Raw genomic sequence first — 15953 nt, 5'->3', positions numbered from 1 at the left:
TCACCTGTCCGATCTCTGTTCAGTTTCGGTCAGCTGACGACTGCGGCTCGGGAGCGGACCGCCGGCGGCGCAGCGCGGGCAGGGTGAAGGCGAGGATCGCGGCGATGATCATCGGCGCGAAGATCCAGGTGATGCTTCGCAGCGAGCCGGTGACGAGGAGATCGCTGCCGGGCAGCAGAGCGGGCTGCCCGAACAGGAACCCGATGCCGGAGATCACCGCGGCGGTGAGCACGACGAGCCCGGTGGACCGGTAGAGCGTGGCGATGTGCCACAGCCCGGCGGTGACGAGGACCAGGGCGAGCACGAGCCCCCAGGGGACGACGACGTCCTGCCCGGCGAGGTCGACCGCGGTCGCGTTGAGGTGCTGAGCGGTCCCGAGCGCGCCGATGAGCACGCCGACGATGATCGCATGGATCGCAGCGCCCACACCGACCTTCCGGCGGGTTCCCGCGGCGTCCGCCGAGTCGGAGCCCGCGGTCGTCCCGGCGGCCGCACCGGCACCCGCAGCGCCTGCCGCGGCATCGGAACCTGGGGCGCCCGGCCCGCGCTCGTCGCGCTCGCCCGCCGCTGCCGCCGGGGCGAGCGGGACGCGCACGGTGTCGAGCACGGATTCGTAGGGGCCGTGCGGATCCGGAACGGGTCCGGGGAACGCGGCGGACGTGTAGTACTCGACGTCGCCGATGTGCTGCCCGACCCCGTTCGACAGGGCGAAGAACTCCCCGGCGACGGTGACCTGGGTGGCGTGGGCGGCCATCGCCATGGCCTTGGCCCCGGCGAAGGCGGACACGTCCTCGATGACGCTGATGGGCGCCTCGGCGGCGATCGTCGGGATCGATTCGGCCGGCGCGAAGCCCGTGAGGTCGAAGCCGGGGCGCTGCGGGTCGAAGGCCTGGGCGGCGACCTCGGCGGGGGTGTCGGCGAAGAGGAGCACCGGCGGGGTGTGGGCGGCGGGGACCGCGGCCGCCGCGGCACCCGGCTCCCCCGGTGCGGGCACGATCCCGCGCAGCGCCTCGACGGTGGCGCGGTGGACGTGTCGGTGATCGGGGTGGCCGTAGCCGCCGCCGTCGGAGTACGTGATGACGAGGTGGGGGTCGACGTCGCGGACGACCTCGCGGATGTAGGCGGCGACCTCGCCCACCGGGGTGCGGCAGAGCGCCGCGGCCGGCATCTCGGCGGGCTCCCGGGCGTGGCCGTCAGGACCCCACTCCATGCCGGAGTCCTCGAAGCGGCGGGCGGGCAGACCGCCGCGCGCGCCCCCGGCCTCACCGTCGCCGAGGAACCGGTGGTCGCTCACGCCGAGCGCGGCGACGGCGGCGGCGAGCTCGGTCTCGCGGTGGGCGGCGAGCCCCGGGCGGTCCCCGAACAGCGCGGCGTGCTCCTCCCCGATGACCTCGCCCCCCTCGCCGCGGGTGGCGGTGAGGAGGGTGACGGCCGCGCCGGCGGCGGCCAGCTGCGCCATCGTCCCGCCGGTCAGGATCGACTCGTCGTCCGGGTGGGCGTGGACGAACAGGACGCGCGCCTCGGCCGCGGACAGCGAGCGGGTGGCGGCAGCGGCGGGGCGAACGGTCATGCGTTCTGGCGACGGCGGGCGTTGAAGAGCTTCTGCCGCTCCTTCTGGTCGAGCACGACCTTGCGGATCCGCACGGTGCCCGGGGTGACCTCGACGCACTCGTCGTTGCCGGCGAACTCGAGGCTCTCCTCGAGCGTGAGCTTGCGCGGCGGGGTGAGGTTCTCGAACGAGTCGGCGGTCGCCGAGCGCATGTTCGTGAGCTTCTTCTCCTTGGTGATGTTGACGTCCATGTCATCGCTGCGCGAGTTCTCGCCGACGACCTGGCCCTCGTACACCTCGGAGGTGGGCTCGACGAAGAACGTGCCGCGCTCCTGGAGGTTGATCATCGCGAACGGGGTGACCGCACCGGGGCGGTCGGCGACGAGCGAGCCGTTGGTCCGCAGCTCGATCGCCCCGGCCCACGGGGTGAGGCCGGCGGAGATCGAGTTCGAGATGCCGGTGCCGCGGGTCTCGGTGAGGAAGCGGGTGCGGAAGCCGATGAGACCGCGGGCCGGCACCTTGAACTCCATCCGGACCCAGCCGCTGCCGTGGTTCGACATCGTCTCCATCGTGCCCTTGCGGGCGGCCATGAGCTGGGTGATGGCGCCGAGGTGCTCCTCCGGGACGTCGATCGTCACGTGCTCGAGCGGCTCGTGGACGACCCCGTCGATCTCCTGGGTGACGACCTGCGGCTTGCCGACGGTGAGCTCGAAGCCCTCGCGGCGCATCTGCTCGACGAGGATCGCGAGTGCGAGCTCGCCGCGGCCCTGGACCTCCCAGGCGTCGGGGCGCTCGGTGGGCAGGACGCGCAGGGACACGTTGCCGACGAGCTCGGCGTCGAGGCGGTCCTTGACCATCCGGGCGGTGACCTTCGTGCCCTTCTCGCGGCCGGCGAGCGGCGAGGTGTTGATGCCGATCGTCATCGAGATCGCGGGATCGTCGATGGTGATCGCGGGCATCGGGCGCGGGTCCTCGGGGTCGGTGATCGTGTCGCCGATCATGATCTCCGGGATGCCGGCGATCGCGACGATGTCTCCGGCGGAGGCGGATTCGGCCGGCACCCGGTCGAGGCCCTGGGTCTCGAGCAGCTCGGTGATCTTCGCGGTCTTCTCCGTCCCGTCGCCCTGGATCCACGCGACCTGCTGACCCTTGCGCAGGGTCCCGCCGTAGATCCGCAGGAGCGCCAGGCGGCCGAGGAACGGCGAGGCGTCGAGGTTGGTGACGTGGGCCTGGAGGACCCCGTCGTCGTTGTAGGCCGGTGCCGGGATGTGCTCGAGGATGGTCGCGAACAGCGGCTCGAGGTCCGGGGTGTCGGGCAGCTCGCCGTCGGCGGGCTGGTGCGTCGAGGCGCGCCCGGCCTTGCCGGAGGTGTAGACGACGGGCACCTCGAGGACGGCGTCGAGGTCGATGTCGGGGACCTCGTCGACGAGGTCGCCGGCGAGGCCGAGGAGCAGGTCCTGCGCCTCCTCGAGCACCTCGTCGATGCGGGCGTCGGGCCGGTCGGTCTTGTTGATCGCGAGGATCACCGGCTTCTTCGCGGCGAGCGTCTTGCGCAGCACGAACCGGGTCTGCGGCAGCGGGCCCTCCGAGGCGTCGACGAGGAGCACCACGCCGTCGACCATCGACAGGCCGCGCTCGACCTCGCCGCCGAAGTCGGCGTGGCCGGGGGTGTCGATGACGTTGATGATGATGGTCTCGCCGTCGGCCGAGGGGCCGCTGTAGCTGATCGAGGTGTTCTTCGCGAGGATCGTGATGCCCTTCTCGCGCTCGAGGTCGCCGGAGTCCATCACCCGCTCCAGCACCTCGCCGTGGTCGCCGAAGGCGCCGGCCTGGCGGAGCATGCCGTCGACCAGGGTGGTCTTGCCGTGGTCGACGTGCGCGACGATCGCGACGTTGCGGCGGTCGGCGCGGCGTGAGGTGAGTTCAGTCATCGATTCCCTTTGGAGATGCAGTCAGGTGTCCAACAGTCCAGTATAGGGTCGCCGGACCCGCCTCCGTGACGCGCACGGCGCGGGCCCGCCCCGGCGCCGCAGCCGGGGCGGCCTCACTCCGCAGTCGCCTCGAGCATCGCATCGCGCGTCTCGCGGCGACGGCGCTGCTCCTCGGGATCCGGCACCGGCACCGCGGCGAGCAGCCGGCGGGTGTAGGGGTGGAGCGGAGCGGAGATCACAGCGGGCGACGGTCCGACCTCGACGATGTGGCCGTGGCGCATGACCGCGATCCGCGCCGCCACGCTCTCCACCACCGCGAGGTCGTGGGAGATGAACAGGCAGGCGAAGCCGTACTCGGCCTGGAGGTCGGAGAACAGCCGCAGCACCTTCGCCTGCACCGACACGTCGAGCGCGGAGGTCGGCTCGTCGGCGATGAGGAGCTTGGGCTTGAGCGCGAGCGCCCGGGCGATGCCGATCCGCTGCCGCTGACCGCCGGACAGCTCGTGCGGGTAGCGGTTGCGCATGGAGCGCGGCAGCTCGACGGAGTCGAGGAGCGCCTCGACCCGGTCGCTCAGCGGCCTGCCCTTGAGGTTCTCGTGGAGGAGCAGCGGTTCCCCGATGCTCTCCCCCACCGGCAGGCGCGGGTTGAGGGAGGAGCCGGGGTCCTGGAACACGATCCCGACGTCGCGGCGGTGCTTGCGCAGCTGGGAGTTCTTCAGCCCCGTGATGTCGGTGCCGACGACCTCGATCGAGCCCTCGACGACCGGCAGCAGGCCGAGCGCGGCGCGCCCGATCGTCGTCTTGCCGGAACCGGACTCCCCCACGAGGCCGATGACCTCGCCGGGTCCGATCCCGAGGTCGATCCGGTGGGCGGCGCGGAACGCCTTCTGCCGACCGCTCGCCGGGTACTCGATGGACGCCCCGCGCAGGCGCAGCGCCGGCACCCCCGTGTCGGGGCTCTCCCCACCCGGGTGGACGAGCATGTCGGTGGAGTCGAGGGACACCTCGAGCGGGGCGGTCTCGGCTTCCCGGTCCGCCGCGACCACCGTGTGGTCGGGGTCCTCCGACATCGCCGCGAGGTCGACCCCGCCGAGCGCCCCGCCGCGCACGTTCGCGCCGAGGTGGGGCACGGAGTCGAGGAGCTGGCGAGTGTAGGGGTGCTGGGGATCGCTGAAGATCTCCGCCGAGGTGCCGGCCTCGACGACGCGCCCGTTGCGCAGGACGATGATCCGGTCGGCCATGTCGGCGACGACACCCATGTCGTGGGTGATGAGGATGATCCCGGAGTCGATCCGCTCACGGAGTTCGCGCATGAGCTTGAGGATCTCCGCCTGCACCGTGACGTCGAGCGCGGTCGTCGGCTCGTCGGCGATGAGCAGCGTGGGGTCGCAGGCGAGCGCCTGGGCGATCATGATGCGCTGCCGCTGCCCGCCGGAGAGCTGATGCGGGAAGGAGGAGAAGCGCTTCTCCGGGTCAGGGATCTCGACGAGCCGCATGAGCTCGAGCGCCCGCTCCCTGGCCGCGCTCGGCCCCATGTCGAAGTGCGTGCGCAGCGTCTCGACGATCTGATAGCCCACCGTGTAGACGGGGTTGAGGGCGGTCATCGGCTCCTGGAAGATGATCGAGATGTCGTCGCCGCGGACCTCGCGCATCTGCGCCTGCGGCATCCCGATGAGCTCGCGGCCGCGGAGCTTCGCGGACCCGGAGGCCCGCCCGTTGGCCGGGAGCAGGCCGATGAGCGACATCGACGACTGCGACTTGCCCGAACCGGACTCGCCGACGATCGCGAGGACCTCGCCGGGGCGGACGTCGTAGCTGATGTTCTCCGCGGCGGTGAACCATTCGCCGCCCACCCAGAAGCGGACCCCGAGGTCGCGCACCGAGAGCACGGGCGCATCGGCCGCGACTGCGTCTGTGGTGTCCAACATGTCATTCCTCCGTCGGGCGCTGGCCCGGCTTGGCGGCGTTCGGGTTCGTCAGGGCGTCTCCGCGGAGGCCGCCGGCCGCCGGGGCCTGCGACTCGCGCTTCGCCGCCCGGTCCATCTGGCGCTGACTGGGGATCTTCTTCTGGCGGGGGTCGTTCGCATCGCGCAGGCCGTCGCCGATGAAGTTGATGCACAGCGCGATGACGATGATGAACAGGCCCGGCCACCAGAACAGCCAGGGGCGGGTGGAGAACGCGGTCTGGTACTCGTTGATGAGCGCGCCGAGCGACACCTCGGGCGAGCGGATGCCGAACCCGAGGAAGCTCAGTGCGGTCTCGAGCACGATCGCCTGGCTCATGAGCAGCGTGGTGTTGACGATGACGACGCCGAGCGCGTTGGGGAGCATGTGCTTGAACATGATCCGGAAGTCCGAGGCGCCGGCGACGCGCGCGGAGTCGACGAACTCGCGCTCGCGCAGAGCGAGGAACTCGCCGCGCACCAGACGGGCGAGGCCGGTCCACAGGATGGCGCCGAGCGCCACGCCGAGCATGACGGCGTTCGAGTTCGACACGAGCTTGCCGAGGATCGCGCCGACGACGATCGTCGGCAGGATGATGAAGCCGTCGGTGATCCGCATGAGGGCGGCGTCGAGCCAGCCGCGGTAGAACCCGGCGAGGGAGCCGACGACGGTGCCGATGACCATGGAGATCGCGCCGATGATGAGCATGACCATGATCGAGATCTGGGTGCCCTTCATCACGCGCGCGAAGTTGTCTCGGCCGATGTCGTCCTGCCCGAACGGGTGCGGTCCAAGGTCGAACGGATCGGCGAGCGACCACGTGGGTGCGCCGGAGGGGTTGATCACCGGGTTCGACGCCTGATGGCCGTGGATCCACCAGCCGGGGATCGGACCGACCCCCTGCGAGGTGAAGGCGAGCAGCGCGACGAACCCGAGCACGGTGAACCCGACGATCGCACCGGTGTGGCGGATGAACTTGCGCCACACGATGGCCGACTGGGACAGGCCCTCGGTCTCCTTGAGCTCGATCGAGGTGGTCTCCCCGTCGCCGTGGGCGTCGGGGTGGTCGTGGGTATTCAGTGGTGTGCTCATGCTTGCACCCGGATTCGCGGATCGAGGACGGCGTACAGGAAGTCGGCGACGAGGTTGGCGACCATCGCGAGGATGCCGGTGATGAGGATGTAGGCCATGACGGGTTCGAGCTCGTTGCGGTTCATCGCGTCGATGAACATCTTGCCCATCCCGTTCCAGCCGAAGATCGTCTCGGTGATGACGGCGCCGCCGATGAGGGTGATGATGTCGACCGGGATGATCGAGGCGAGCGGCAGCAGCGCGTTGCGCAGCGCGTGCCGCATGATCACCGTGCGCTCGCCGAGCCCCTTGGCCCGGGCGGTGCGGATGTAGTCCTGGTTCATCACCTCGAGCATCGACCCGCGGGTGTAACGGGTGTAGGTGGCGAAGGAGATGAGGATGAGCGCGATCGACGGCAGCAGCAGGTGGGTGAAGGTGTCGAGGTTGAGGAACCAGAAGCTCCCCTCGATGTTCGGCGTCGAGGCGCCGATCGTGGCGACCGGCCGGCCGTTGATCGCCGGGTGCCGGTTGTAGGCGCCCCACTCCTGGAAGATCCGGTCGAAGAACACGACGACGGAGATGATCACGGCGATGATCGCGCCGGTGCGCGCCGAGGCCCACTTGTCCGGGCCGCCGAACGCCAGCCCCACGCCGAGGCCGACGAGCACGGTGACCACCGCGAGGCCGAGGATGAGGAGCCAGTTCATCGGCACATAGAAGAAGAGCCACTGGAGCGGGATGTAGAGCGCGATGCCGAGCACGGCGATGGTGAGGCCGGTGTACAGCGAGCGGCGGTTCTTCAGGCCGGTCGAGAGGAACACGACGACGATCGCCGCGGCGAGGCCGGTGACCCCGACGCCGACGATCCCGACGCTCGGGCTCTGGAACCAGCCGGTGGCGAGGATGTAGTAGATCGTCGCGAAGGTCGCGGCGGCGGCGATGAGGAAGGTGATGAGCCGCCGCTTCGCGGATCCGCCGAGCGCGGCCATCCAGAACAGGCCGGCGAACACGGTGAGGACGATGATCGGCGTCCACCCGACAACCGGATCACCGAGGAAGTTGTTGAACCGGATGGCGCCGTACTGCTTGAGCAGCACGGCGACCCAGAACACCGGCAGCGAGTAGAGGAGGAAGGAGACGAAGGTGATGAAGTAGTCGAAGCCGGTGTACTGCCGGATCGCGGAGATCATGCCGACGCCGATGCCGAGCACGATCGACACGACGGTCGCGGCGGTGACGAGCTTGATCGTGTTGCCGATCGCGCCCGGGAGCATCGAGGTGACCTCCTGGCCGCTCTGCCACGCGGTTCCGAGGTCGCAGGAGCCGATGAGGCACCCGCCGACGCCGCCGAGCCACAGGAAGTAGCGCACGATGACGGGGGTGTCGAGGTTGAGGAGCCGGGTGCGGCTCTCGTAGAGCGCGGCGATGTTCGGCGAGGTCGAGGTCCGCAGGTCGTAGTAGTAGTCCATCGCCGCGTCGAGCAGCAGATAGATGACGAACGACACGACGAGCAGGACGAGGGCCGAGGAGAGGAATCGGCGGAGCAGGAATGTGAGCATAGGGCTTCCGGCGGGCTCTGGGCCGGTGAACCTCACCGGTGGCGCCACTCCGAAACGGAGCGGCGCCACCGGGTCCGATCACGCGGCGGGCGGAGGGTTCCGCGGGGCCTCACGGCCCGCGGACCGGGCGTGATCAGGAGACCTGCCACTCCCAGTAGTTCCAGAACATCGTCGGGGACACCGTGGTGGAGCTGGCGCCCTGGACGCGGTCGCGGTAGATGAGGAGCTCGGGGTGCTGGAAGATCGGCACACCGAAGCCGTCCTCGAGCAGGGTCTTCTCGATCTCCGCGACCTTCTCCCCCTGCGCGGCCTCGTCGGTCTCGCTGAGGAGCTCGTCGAGCATCCCGTCGAGCTCATCGTTGCTGTAGCCGCCGTAGTTGTTCTGGGCACCGCTGCGCCAGTTGGGATCGGCATCGGAGACGCCGGTACCCTCGGACTGCCAGCCGAACAGCGAGGCGTCATAGGTGCCGTCACCGAGGCGGGTGCCCCAATTGTCGTCGCCGTCCTCGATCACCGTGAAGCCGGCCTCCTCAGCCGATTCCTTGATGAGCTGGAACTGCTGGGCGCGGCGCTGGTTGGACGCACCGTAGAGGAAGCGCACCTCGGGCGCCTCGACGCCGGCCTCCTCGAGGAGCGCCTTGGCGCCCTCGACGTCCGCGGCCGCCGGGTACATGTCGCTGCCATTGCCCTCCACGACAGTGTCGTACATCGGGGAACCGGGCACCTGGTAGAGGGAGCTGCGGACGACGGCTTCCTCGTTGAGCGGCTTGATGATCGTCTCGACAATCTGCTCGCGCGGGATCGTCATGAGGAACGCCTGCCGGACCTTCTTGGCCTTCTCCTCGTCGCCGTCGTAGGTCGCCGGGTCGAAGGGGCCGTTGTTATTGAATGTGAGATCGACGTGCTCGTAGGTCGCGCCGTCGCCGGTGTCGACGGTGACGCCCTCGATGCCCTCGGCGGCCTGGAGGACGTCCGCGGTGGCCTGCGGCTGGGTGATGTCGACCTCGCCGTTCTCGATCGCCTGGACCATCGCCATCGGGTCCTCGTTGTACCGGAAGGTGACGGTCTGCACCTGCGGCTCGATAGGGCCGGAGTAGTTCTCGTCGACCTCGAGGGTGAGGTACTGGCCCTCCTCGAAGGCGGTCATCTTGTAGGGACCGTTGTGGACGAGGAGATCGGGGTCATCGGGCAACGACGTGAAGTCGAACGCGGTGTTCCACGTGTTCGAGATCTTCGACAGCGCCTCGGCGTCCTCGTTCTCGATCGCATCGAGGATCCCCTGCTTCGCCTCCGCTGCGTCCTCGGTGCCGAGCGCCTTCTTGGCAACGATGTGCGCGGGCACTCCGACCCCGTCCGCACCGAGCCCAAGGGTCGTTCGCCAGTCCGCGAAGGGCTTCGAATAGGTGACGGTGACTTCCTTGCCGTCCTCGGAGACCTCCGGGAACTCCTCGATGAGCTTCGGGCCGATGCTCGAGGAGTCGAAGTAGACGGTGCCCTCAGGGTTCTCGTTGACGTTGCCCTCGTCGTCGTTGTTCGACTCGACGGTGTTGAAGTTCGAGGATGACGCCGCCCACTGGAGCACGAGGTCAGCGGCATCGACCGGGGTGCCGTCGGACCACTGCGCGGAATCTGCGAACGTGTACTTGACCTTGAGCGGATCCTCGGAGACCTGCTCGACGGAGCCCAGCTGGCCGTCCTGGATCTCGAGAGCGTCGTCGTAGTATCCAAAGTTGTCGTTCATCATGTACGTGACGATCGAGTTGGCCACCGCGTTGCCGTTGGCGGTCAGGGTGTTCATCGAGCGGAAGGGCTCGTTCCAGCCGACGTTGATGACGGAGTCGCCGCCTTCACCGCCGCCTCCTCCGCCGTCGCCGCCGCCGTCGCCGCCGCTGCCGGGCGGAGTGCATGCGCTGAGCACCAGTGCGGCGGCCGCCAGGCCTGCTCCGCTTGCGAGAAGTCGTCTCTTCACCGTGTTCGCTCCCTCGAGGGTTCGTGGACCTGCGGTCCGACCGGGTGTCGTGCGACCACGAGTTCACCGAACGGTCAACTACAGTGGTTCGAGCACAACACGAATTGATGAGGACACTAATGCGCGCCGTGTGATCCGCGTCTCATATGCCGAAATAAATCGGCTATCGTTATCAATTCGAGACACCGCCAGAGTCGAGCCGGAGCCATGACCGCGCACACCCCACCCCCTCCCGCACCGCAGTCCTCGGTGCTCCGCACCGGCGGCTCGCGCCTCATCGTCGCCACGGTGGGCCTGACCTGCGCGATCGCCCTCGTCACCGTCATGCTCCAGGCGCCTCCCGGGCGCGCGGCAGGGCTGGCGGGAATCGCCGTCGCCCCGGCCGTCCTCGCCTGGGTCCTCTACGGCCACCCCCACCTGCGGATCGCCCCCGACGGCCTGTGGATCGCCAATCCGCTGCGCACCCACGATGTGCCGTGGTCGGCGATCACCGGGCTCGACGAGCGCCTGGGACTCAGCGTCGAACGGACGGACGGCGGCCCGATCGCCGCCTGGGCGCTGCCCGCGGCCGGACGCGGGATCGTCCGTACGACGGGCACCCGGGCGCGCATCGCCGCCCGCACCTCACCGCAGATCGCCGCCGTGCACGCGGCGCGCGCCGCCTCGGCCGCGGCGCCGGCGGACCGGGCCGGCGCGGTCGTCGAATCCCGCTGGAACGTTCCCAACCTCGTCCTCCTCGGCCTCGCCGCGAGCTGGTTCGCGATCGGCCTCGCCACGCTCTGAACCCTCCGGAGATCACAAGGGATCTTGCTGCTCCGACTCTCGACAGCGGGCGGCCGCGAGCGGTAGGTTCGATGCATCCGGCGGTGCTCGCCGCACCGCCGCCCAACCGAGGGGATCCCATGCGAGTCGCAGTCGTCGGCGCCACCGGAAACGTCGGAACCGCAGTGCTCACAGCACTGCACGAGCGCCCGGAGGTGACAGATGTCCTCGGCATCGCGCGCCGCCTGCCGGACGAGTCCCGTCCTCCCTACAGCGGGTGCGCGTGGACCTCGATCGACATCGGGGCCGCGACCGACCCCGACACCGCCGTCGCACAGCTGACCCGCGCGTTCGCCGGGGTCGACGCGGTCGTCCATCTCGCCTGGCTCATCCAGCCGAACTCGGACCGCGCCCTGCTGCGCCGGGTCAACGTCGCGGGCACCGCCCACGTCGCCCGCGCCGTCGCCGCCGCAGGCGTGCCCCACCTCGTCGTGGCCTCGTCGGTGGGCGCGTACTCGCCGGCCCAGGACGACCGAGCGCACGACGAGACCTGGCCGCACGGCGGCATTCCGAGCTCGCACTACAGCGTCGACAAGGCGGCCCAGGAACGGCTGCTCGACGAGTTCGCCGCCGACCACCCCGAGATCCTCCTCACCCGTCTGCGGCCCGCCCTGACCTTCCAGGCCGCGGCCGCCTCGGAGATCCAGCGGTACTTCCTCGGGGACCTGGCACCGGTGCAGGCCCTGCGCGCCGGGCGCCTGCCGGCCCTGCCGGTGCCAAAGGGGCTGCGCGTCCAGGCGGTGCACTCCGCCGACGTCGGCCGTGCCTATGCGGCGGCCGTGGCCACGCGCGCTCCCGGTGCGTTCAACATCTGCACCGATGACGTGCTCGGCGCTCAGGAGCTCGCCGACCTCGTCGATCACGGACGCTTCGTCGAGCTGCCGGTGGGGGCGGTGCGCGCCGCCCTTGCCGCCGCCCATCGGACCGGAGCCGTGCCGGCGGATCCGGGGTGGCTCGACATGGGGATGCAGGTCCCGGTGATGGACGGCTCCCGCGCCCGCAGAGAGTTCGCCTGGGAGCCGCAGCACACCGCTGCGGAGACGCTCCGCGAGCTGCTGGCCGCCCTGTCCGAGGGACAGGGCGGCGACTCCGTGCCGCTCCGGCCAAGCGACGAGCGCCGACTGCGGACTGCCGTGGGCGGCCCGGATCGGGATCGTGACGAGGGAACGCCGGCGATCGCCGCGGTCGTCGACCGGGACCTCCTGGGCCTGTACCTCTCCGATCACCTCACCGGCGCGACCGCGGGCGTGGAGCGGATCGAGCGGATGGCCGAGGCCTACGCGGACTCGCCGGTGTTCGCCCGCCTGTCCTCCCTCGCCGAGGAGATCCGCGGCGAGCGCGAGCTCCTCCGCCGGATCATCCGGCGACTCGGGCTCAAACAGCTTCCGCACCGTCAGGCGCTGTCGTGGGCCGGGGAGAGAGCCGCGCGCCTCAAGACCAACGGCACCCTATTCTCCCGATCCCCCATGACCCTCGTGCTCGAGGCCGAGCTCATGCGCAGCGCGGTGGTCGGCAAGCGCGGCGGCTGGCAGACGCTGGAGACCAACGCCGACCTGCTCGGTCTCGATCCGCACGTCTTCGCCGAGCTCTCGGAGAAGGTCGACGGGCAGCTCACCGTGCTCGATGCCGTCCACGCCTACGCCCGCGAGCGGGCCTTCCGGACCGGTCGCGACAGCTTCACCGCGGCCGCGACCGGTCACGGGACCGATCCCGCCGACAGCACCGACCCGGACGGGCTCGCGTGACGGCACCGGAGGAGCTCGAGAGCACCGCGGCCGCCATCGCCGTGGAGGTCGCCGAGCTCGCGCGCACCCACGATTTCACCGTCGCCGCCGCCGAATCGCTCACGGGCGGGAAGATCGCCGTGCAGTTCTCTGCCGCGCCGGATTCCTCCGCGTGGTTCGCCGGTGCGGTGGTGAGCTATCAGTCCGCCGTCAAGCACCGCGCGCTCGGGGTCCCGGAGGGGCCGGTGATCAGTGAGGATGCAGCGATCGCAATGGCGTCGGGTGCCGCTCGGCTGCTCGGGGCCGATGCCGTCGTCGCGGTGACCGGGTCCGGCGGGCCCGGGGAGCAGGAGGGCAACCCGCCCGGCACCGCCTGGCTGGCGGCTGCTGTCCGCGGGCAGGTGCGCACTGCGCTCCATCATTTCGAGGGCGACCCGGTCGAGGTCCTCGCCCGGACCCAGGTCGCCGCCCTCCGGCTGCTCCACCGCACCATGCACGACACGCTCCACGACATCGATGCGAGAGGAGACCAGCGATGAGAGCAGTGACCTGGCAGGGCAAGCGGACGATGAGCGTCGAGACCGTCCCGGACCCCGTCCTGCACAGCCCCGACGACGCGATCATCGAGGTGACATCGACCGCGATCTGCGGTTCGGACCTCCATCTCTACGAGGTGCTCGGCCCATTCATGGATCCCGGTGACATCGTCGGACACGAACCCATGGGGATCGTGGTCGAGGCCGGGAGGGACACCCGACTGGCGGTCGGTGATCGCGTGGTCGTGCCCTTCACGATCTCCTGCGGCCGGTGCTGGATGTGCAGCCGCGGTCTGTTCTCCCAGTGCGAGACCACGCAGGTGACCGAGCACGGCTCCGGAGCCGCCCTGTTCGGCTACTCGCGTCTCTACGGGTCGGTGCCCGGCGGCCAGGCCGAGTTCCTGCGCGTCCCGCACGCGGACTTCGGACCGATTCGGGTCGGCACGGAGCTGCCCGACCATCGCTACCTCTTCCTCAGCGACATCCTCCCCACGGCGTGGCAGGGGGTGAGGTACGCCGGTGTCGGGGCCGGGGACACCCTCGCCGTGCTCGGCCTCGGTCCGGTCGGCCAGTTCGCGGCGCGGATCGGCGTGCACCGGGGGGCCCGCGTGTTCGGCATCGACCCGGTGCCCGAACGGCGGGAGATGGCCGCGCGCCACGGGGTCGAGGTGTTCGACCCCGGGTCCGACACGATCGCGGCGATCCGGGAGGTGTGCGGCGGCCGCGGCCCCGACGCCGTCGTCGATGCCGTCGGCATGGAGGCGCATGGGTCCCCTCTCGGCGGCGCTGCGCACGCAGCCGTCGGCCTGCTGCCCGATGCCCTGGGCCGGCGTCTCATGGAGACCGGCGGCGTCGACCGGCTGGCCGCGCTCCATGCGGCGATCGATCTCGTGCGCCGCGGTGGGACGGTGTCGCTCAGCGGCGTCTACGGCGGTCAGGCGAGCCCGATGCCGATGCTCACGCTGTTCGACAAGCAGATCCAGCTGCGGATGGGCCAGTGCAACGTCAAGCGCTGGATCGACGATCTGCTGCCGCTCGTCGAGGACCCTGCCGACCCGCTCGGGATCGATGACCTCGTCACCCACCGGGTGCCGCTCGGGGCCGCACCCCAGGCGTACGCGATGTTCCAGCAGAAGTCCGACGGGTGCATCAAAGTCGTCCTCGATCCCCGGAAGGAACACCATGTCCAGCCCTGACACCGAGCGTGCGCACCGCTGACGGGGCCATCTCAGAAATCACAAGGGAACTTGTCACATGAACCATTGTTGGCCGCGGTCTGCGCGAGTAGGATGGGAGCCGTGATCCCACCCGGTCGTCCGGACCGGGTCCAGGTGCGGCCGTCCCGCTCGTCGGCCGCGGAGAGGACGAGTGCGATATGAGCACGAACGACCCCTGCAGCACCCCCGATCCGATGAACACCGAGCACACGGAGCAGAACCCGAACCTCGACCCCGACCCACGCGGGGATGCCGACCTCGAACCCGGGGGCGGCGTCCGGCCCGGCGACACTCCGCCGGAGTCGCAGTCGGCGACCTCGACACCGCCTCACCAGCCCGAGGCCTCGTCGTCGGGCTCGAAGGGTCCCGTGATCGCGATCGTCCTCGTGGTCGCCGCACTGGTGTTCCTGTTCATCGCCTATGCCGTCGGCATCTTCGGTTCCTGAGGAGGCTCCCATGACCGACACCCAGCACACCGACCAGCTCACCTTCCAGAACCCCGTCACCCGCTTCCCGGAGATCTCACCGCCGCAGCAGGATCAGCCCGAGCCGGGCCTCGACCAGCAGCTCGCTCCGCAGACCGACCGCGGACAGCACTCGTACCGCGGGACCGGCCGCCTCGAGGGCAGGCGGGCCCTCATCACCGGCGCCGACTCCGGCATCGGCGCCGCCGTCGCGATCGCCTTCGCCCGCGAAGGCGCCGACGTCGCACTGTCGTACCTCCCGGCGGAGGAGGCCGACGCCCAGGAGATCAAGGGGTTCATCGAGGACTCCGGGCGCCGCGCGTTCCTCTTCCCCGGGGACATCTCCGACCCCGCCTTCTGCACCACGCTCGTCGAGCAGGCGGTCGAGGCGCTCGGCGGCCTCGATGCGCTCGTCAACAACGCGGGTCGGCAGATCGCCGTCGAGGAGTTCGCCGAACTCCCCGACGAGCAGTGGACGCAGACCTTCGCGACGAACATCCACGCGATCTTCCGGATCTCCCAGGCGGCGGTGGAGCACATGCCGCCGGGGTCGACGATCGTGAATTCGACCTCGGTCCAGGCCTACGAGCCCTCGGCCCATCTGCTCGACTACGCCTCGACCAAGGCGGCGATCAACAACTTCACCAAGGGTCTGGCCCAGTCGCTCGCCCCGCAGGGCATCCGCGTCAACGCGGTGGCCCCCGGGCCGATCTGGACCCCGCTCCAGGTGTCGGACGGGCAGCCGAAGGAGGCGCTGCCGGAGTTCGGGAAGAGCACACCGCTCGGCCGTGCCGGCCAGCCCACCGAGCTCGCACCCGCCTATGTGTTCCTCAGCTCACCGGAGTCGAGCTATGTGCTCGGTGAGACGCTCAACGTCAACGGGGGCATGCCGACTCCCTGAGGTCCCCGGCACACCGCGTCCCGGCGCACCCCTGGTCGACCCGCTGCGGCCGCGGTCGGCGCGGATGAGACGAGAATGAGACACCCCGCATTTCGTCTCATTCTCGTCTCATCGCAAATGCATAGCCTTACGGTTATGAATGGACAGCGACGTCGATCCTCGCTGGCAGGTTCCGGGACCAGGCATACGACCCGGCGCCCTGCCTCCGGCCCGGTCGGCCCACGCGGGGCGCGTCGGCTCGGCCGGTGGGCGCCGTGGTGGTGGAC

12 protein-coding genes are annotated in these 15953 nt (G+C 70.2%); 6 read left to right on the top strand and 6 right to left on the bottom strand.

What is annotated here, in order from left to right; genetic code table 11:
* Window positions 1-19: 19 nt before the first annotated feature.
* From ABD883_RS09330 to ABD883_RS09305, 6 genes are all read right to left on the bottom strand, one after another.
* Entirely contained in the window at window positions 20-1570 is a 1551-nt protein-coding gene (locus ABD883_RS09330; protein ID WP_295687539.1) for a PIG-L family deacetylase, read from the bottom strand.
* Window positions 1567-3480, bottom strand: coding sequence for a translational GTPase TypA (gene typA, locus ABD883_RS09325; protein WP_137319355.1), 1914 nt, complete (start codon window positions 3478-3480; stop codon window positions 1567-1569). Before typA ends, ABD883_RS09330 begins: the two co-directional genes overlap by 4 nt.
* Before the next feature lie 113 nt (window positions 3481-3593).
* Window positions 3594-5408, bottom strand: coding sequence for an ABC transporter ATP-binding protein (locus ABD883_RS09320; RefSeq protein ID WP_295687535.1), 1815 nt, complete (start codon window positions 5406-5408; stop codon window positions 3594-3596).
* Between the two features lies 1 nt (window position 5409).
* Window positions 5410-6516, bottom strand: a complete 1107-nt coding sequence (locus tag ABD883_RS09315) for an ABC transporter permease (RefSeq protein WP_295687532.1) — start codon at window positions 6514-6516, stop codon at window positions 5410-5412.
* Window positions 6513-8054 carry an ABC transporter permease gene (locus tag ABD883_RS09310; RefSeq protein ID WP_295687529.1) on the bottom strand — a complete coding sequence of 514 codons (1542 nt, stop codon included), beginning with the start codon at window positions 8052-8054 and terminating at the stop codon, window positions 6513-6515. The genes ABD883_RS09315 and ABD883_RS09310 overlap by 4 nt, the downstream gene beginning before the upstream one ends.
* Before the next feature lie 133 nt (window positions 8055-8187).
* Window positions 8188-10023, bottom strand: a complete 1836-nt coding sequence (locus ABD883_RS09305) for an ABC transporter family substrate-binding protein (RefSeq protein WP_345031593.1) — start codon at window positions 10021-10023, stop codon at window positions 8188-8190.
* Between the two features lie 207 nt (window positions 10024-10230).
* Between ABD883_RS09305 and ABD883_RS09300 the strand changes: the two genes are divergently transcribed.
* From ABD883_RS09300 to ABD883_RS09275, 6 genes are all read left to right on the top strand, one after another.
* Entirely contained in the window at window positions 10231-10806 is a 576-nt protein-coding gene (locus ABD883_RS09300) for a PH domain-containing protein (RefSeq protein WP_295687525.1), read from the top strand.
* Window positions 10807-10925: 119 nt separating this feature from the next.
* Window positions 10926-12590 carry an NAD-dependent epimerase/dehydratase family protein gene (locus tag ABD883_RS09295; RefSeq protein WP_295687523.1) on the top strand — a complete coding sequence of 555 codons (1665 nt, stop codon included), beginning with the start codon at window positions 10926-10928 and terminating at the stop codon, window positions 12588-12590.
* Window positions 12587-13108, top strand: coding sequence for a CinA family protein (locus tag ABD883_RS09290; protein ID WP_137319349.1), 522 nt, complete (start codon window positions 12587-12589; stop codon window positions 13106-13108). The genes ABD883_RS09295 and ABD883_RS09290 overlap by 4 nt, the downstream gene beginning before the upstream one ends.
* Entirely contained in the window at window positions 13105-14301 is a 1197-nt protein-coding gene (locus tag ABD883_RS09285) for a zinc-dependent alcohol dehydrogenase (protein ID WP_295687520.1), read from the top strand. The genes ABD883_RS09290 and ABD883_RS09285 overlap by 4 nt, the downstream gene beginning before the upstream one ends.
* 179 nt (window positions 14302-14480) lie before the next feature.
* Window positions 14481-14768 (top strand): DUF6480 family protein, encoded by a 288-nt coding sequence (locus ABD883_RS09280; RefSeq protein WP_295687517.1) that lies wholly within the window; start codon window positions 14481-14483, stop codon window positions 14766-14768.
* Window positions 14769-14778: 10 nt separating this feature from the next.
* Window positions 14779-15687, top strand: a complete 909-nt coding sequence (locus ABD883_RS09275) for an SDR family oxidoreductase (protein WP_137319347.1) — start codon at window positions 14779-14781, stop codon at window positions 15685-15687.
* Window positions 15688-15953 lie beyond the last annotated feature (266 nt).

The organism is Brevibacterium pityocampae, assembly GCF_039541555.1.
GTDB lineage: Bacteria > Actinomycetota > Actinomycetes > Actinomycetales > Brevibacteriaceae > Brevibacterium > Brevibacterium pityocampae.
This window is presented reverse-complemented; position numbering and strand designations above follow the sequence as displayed.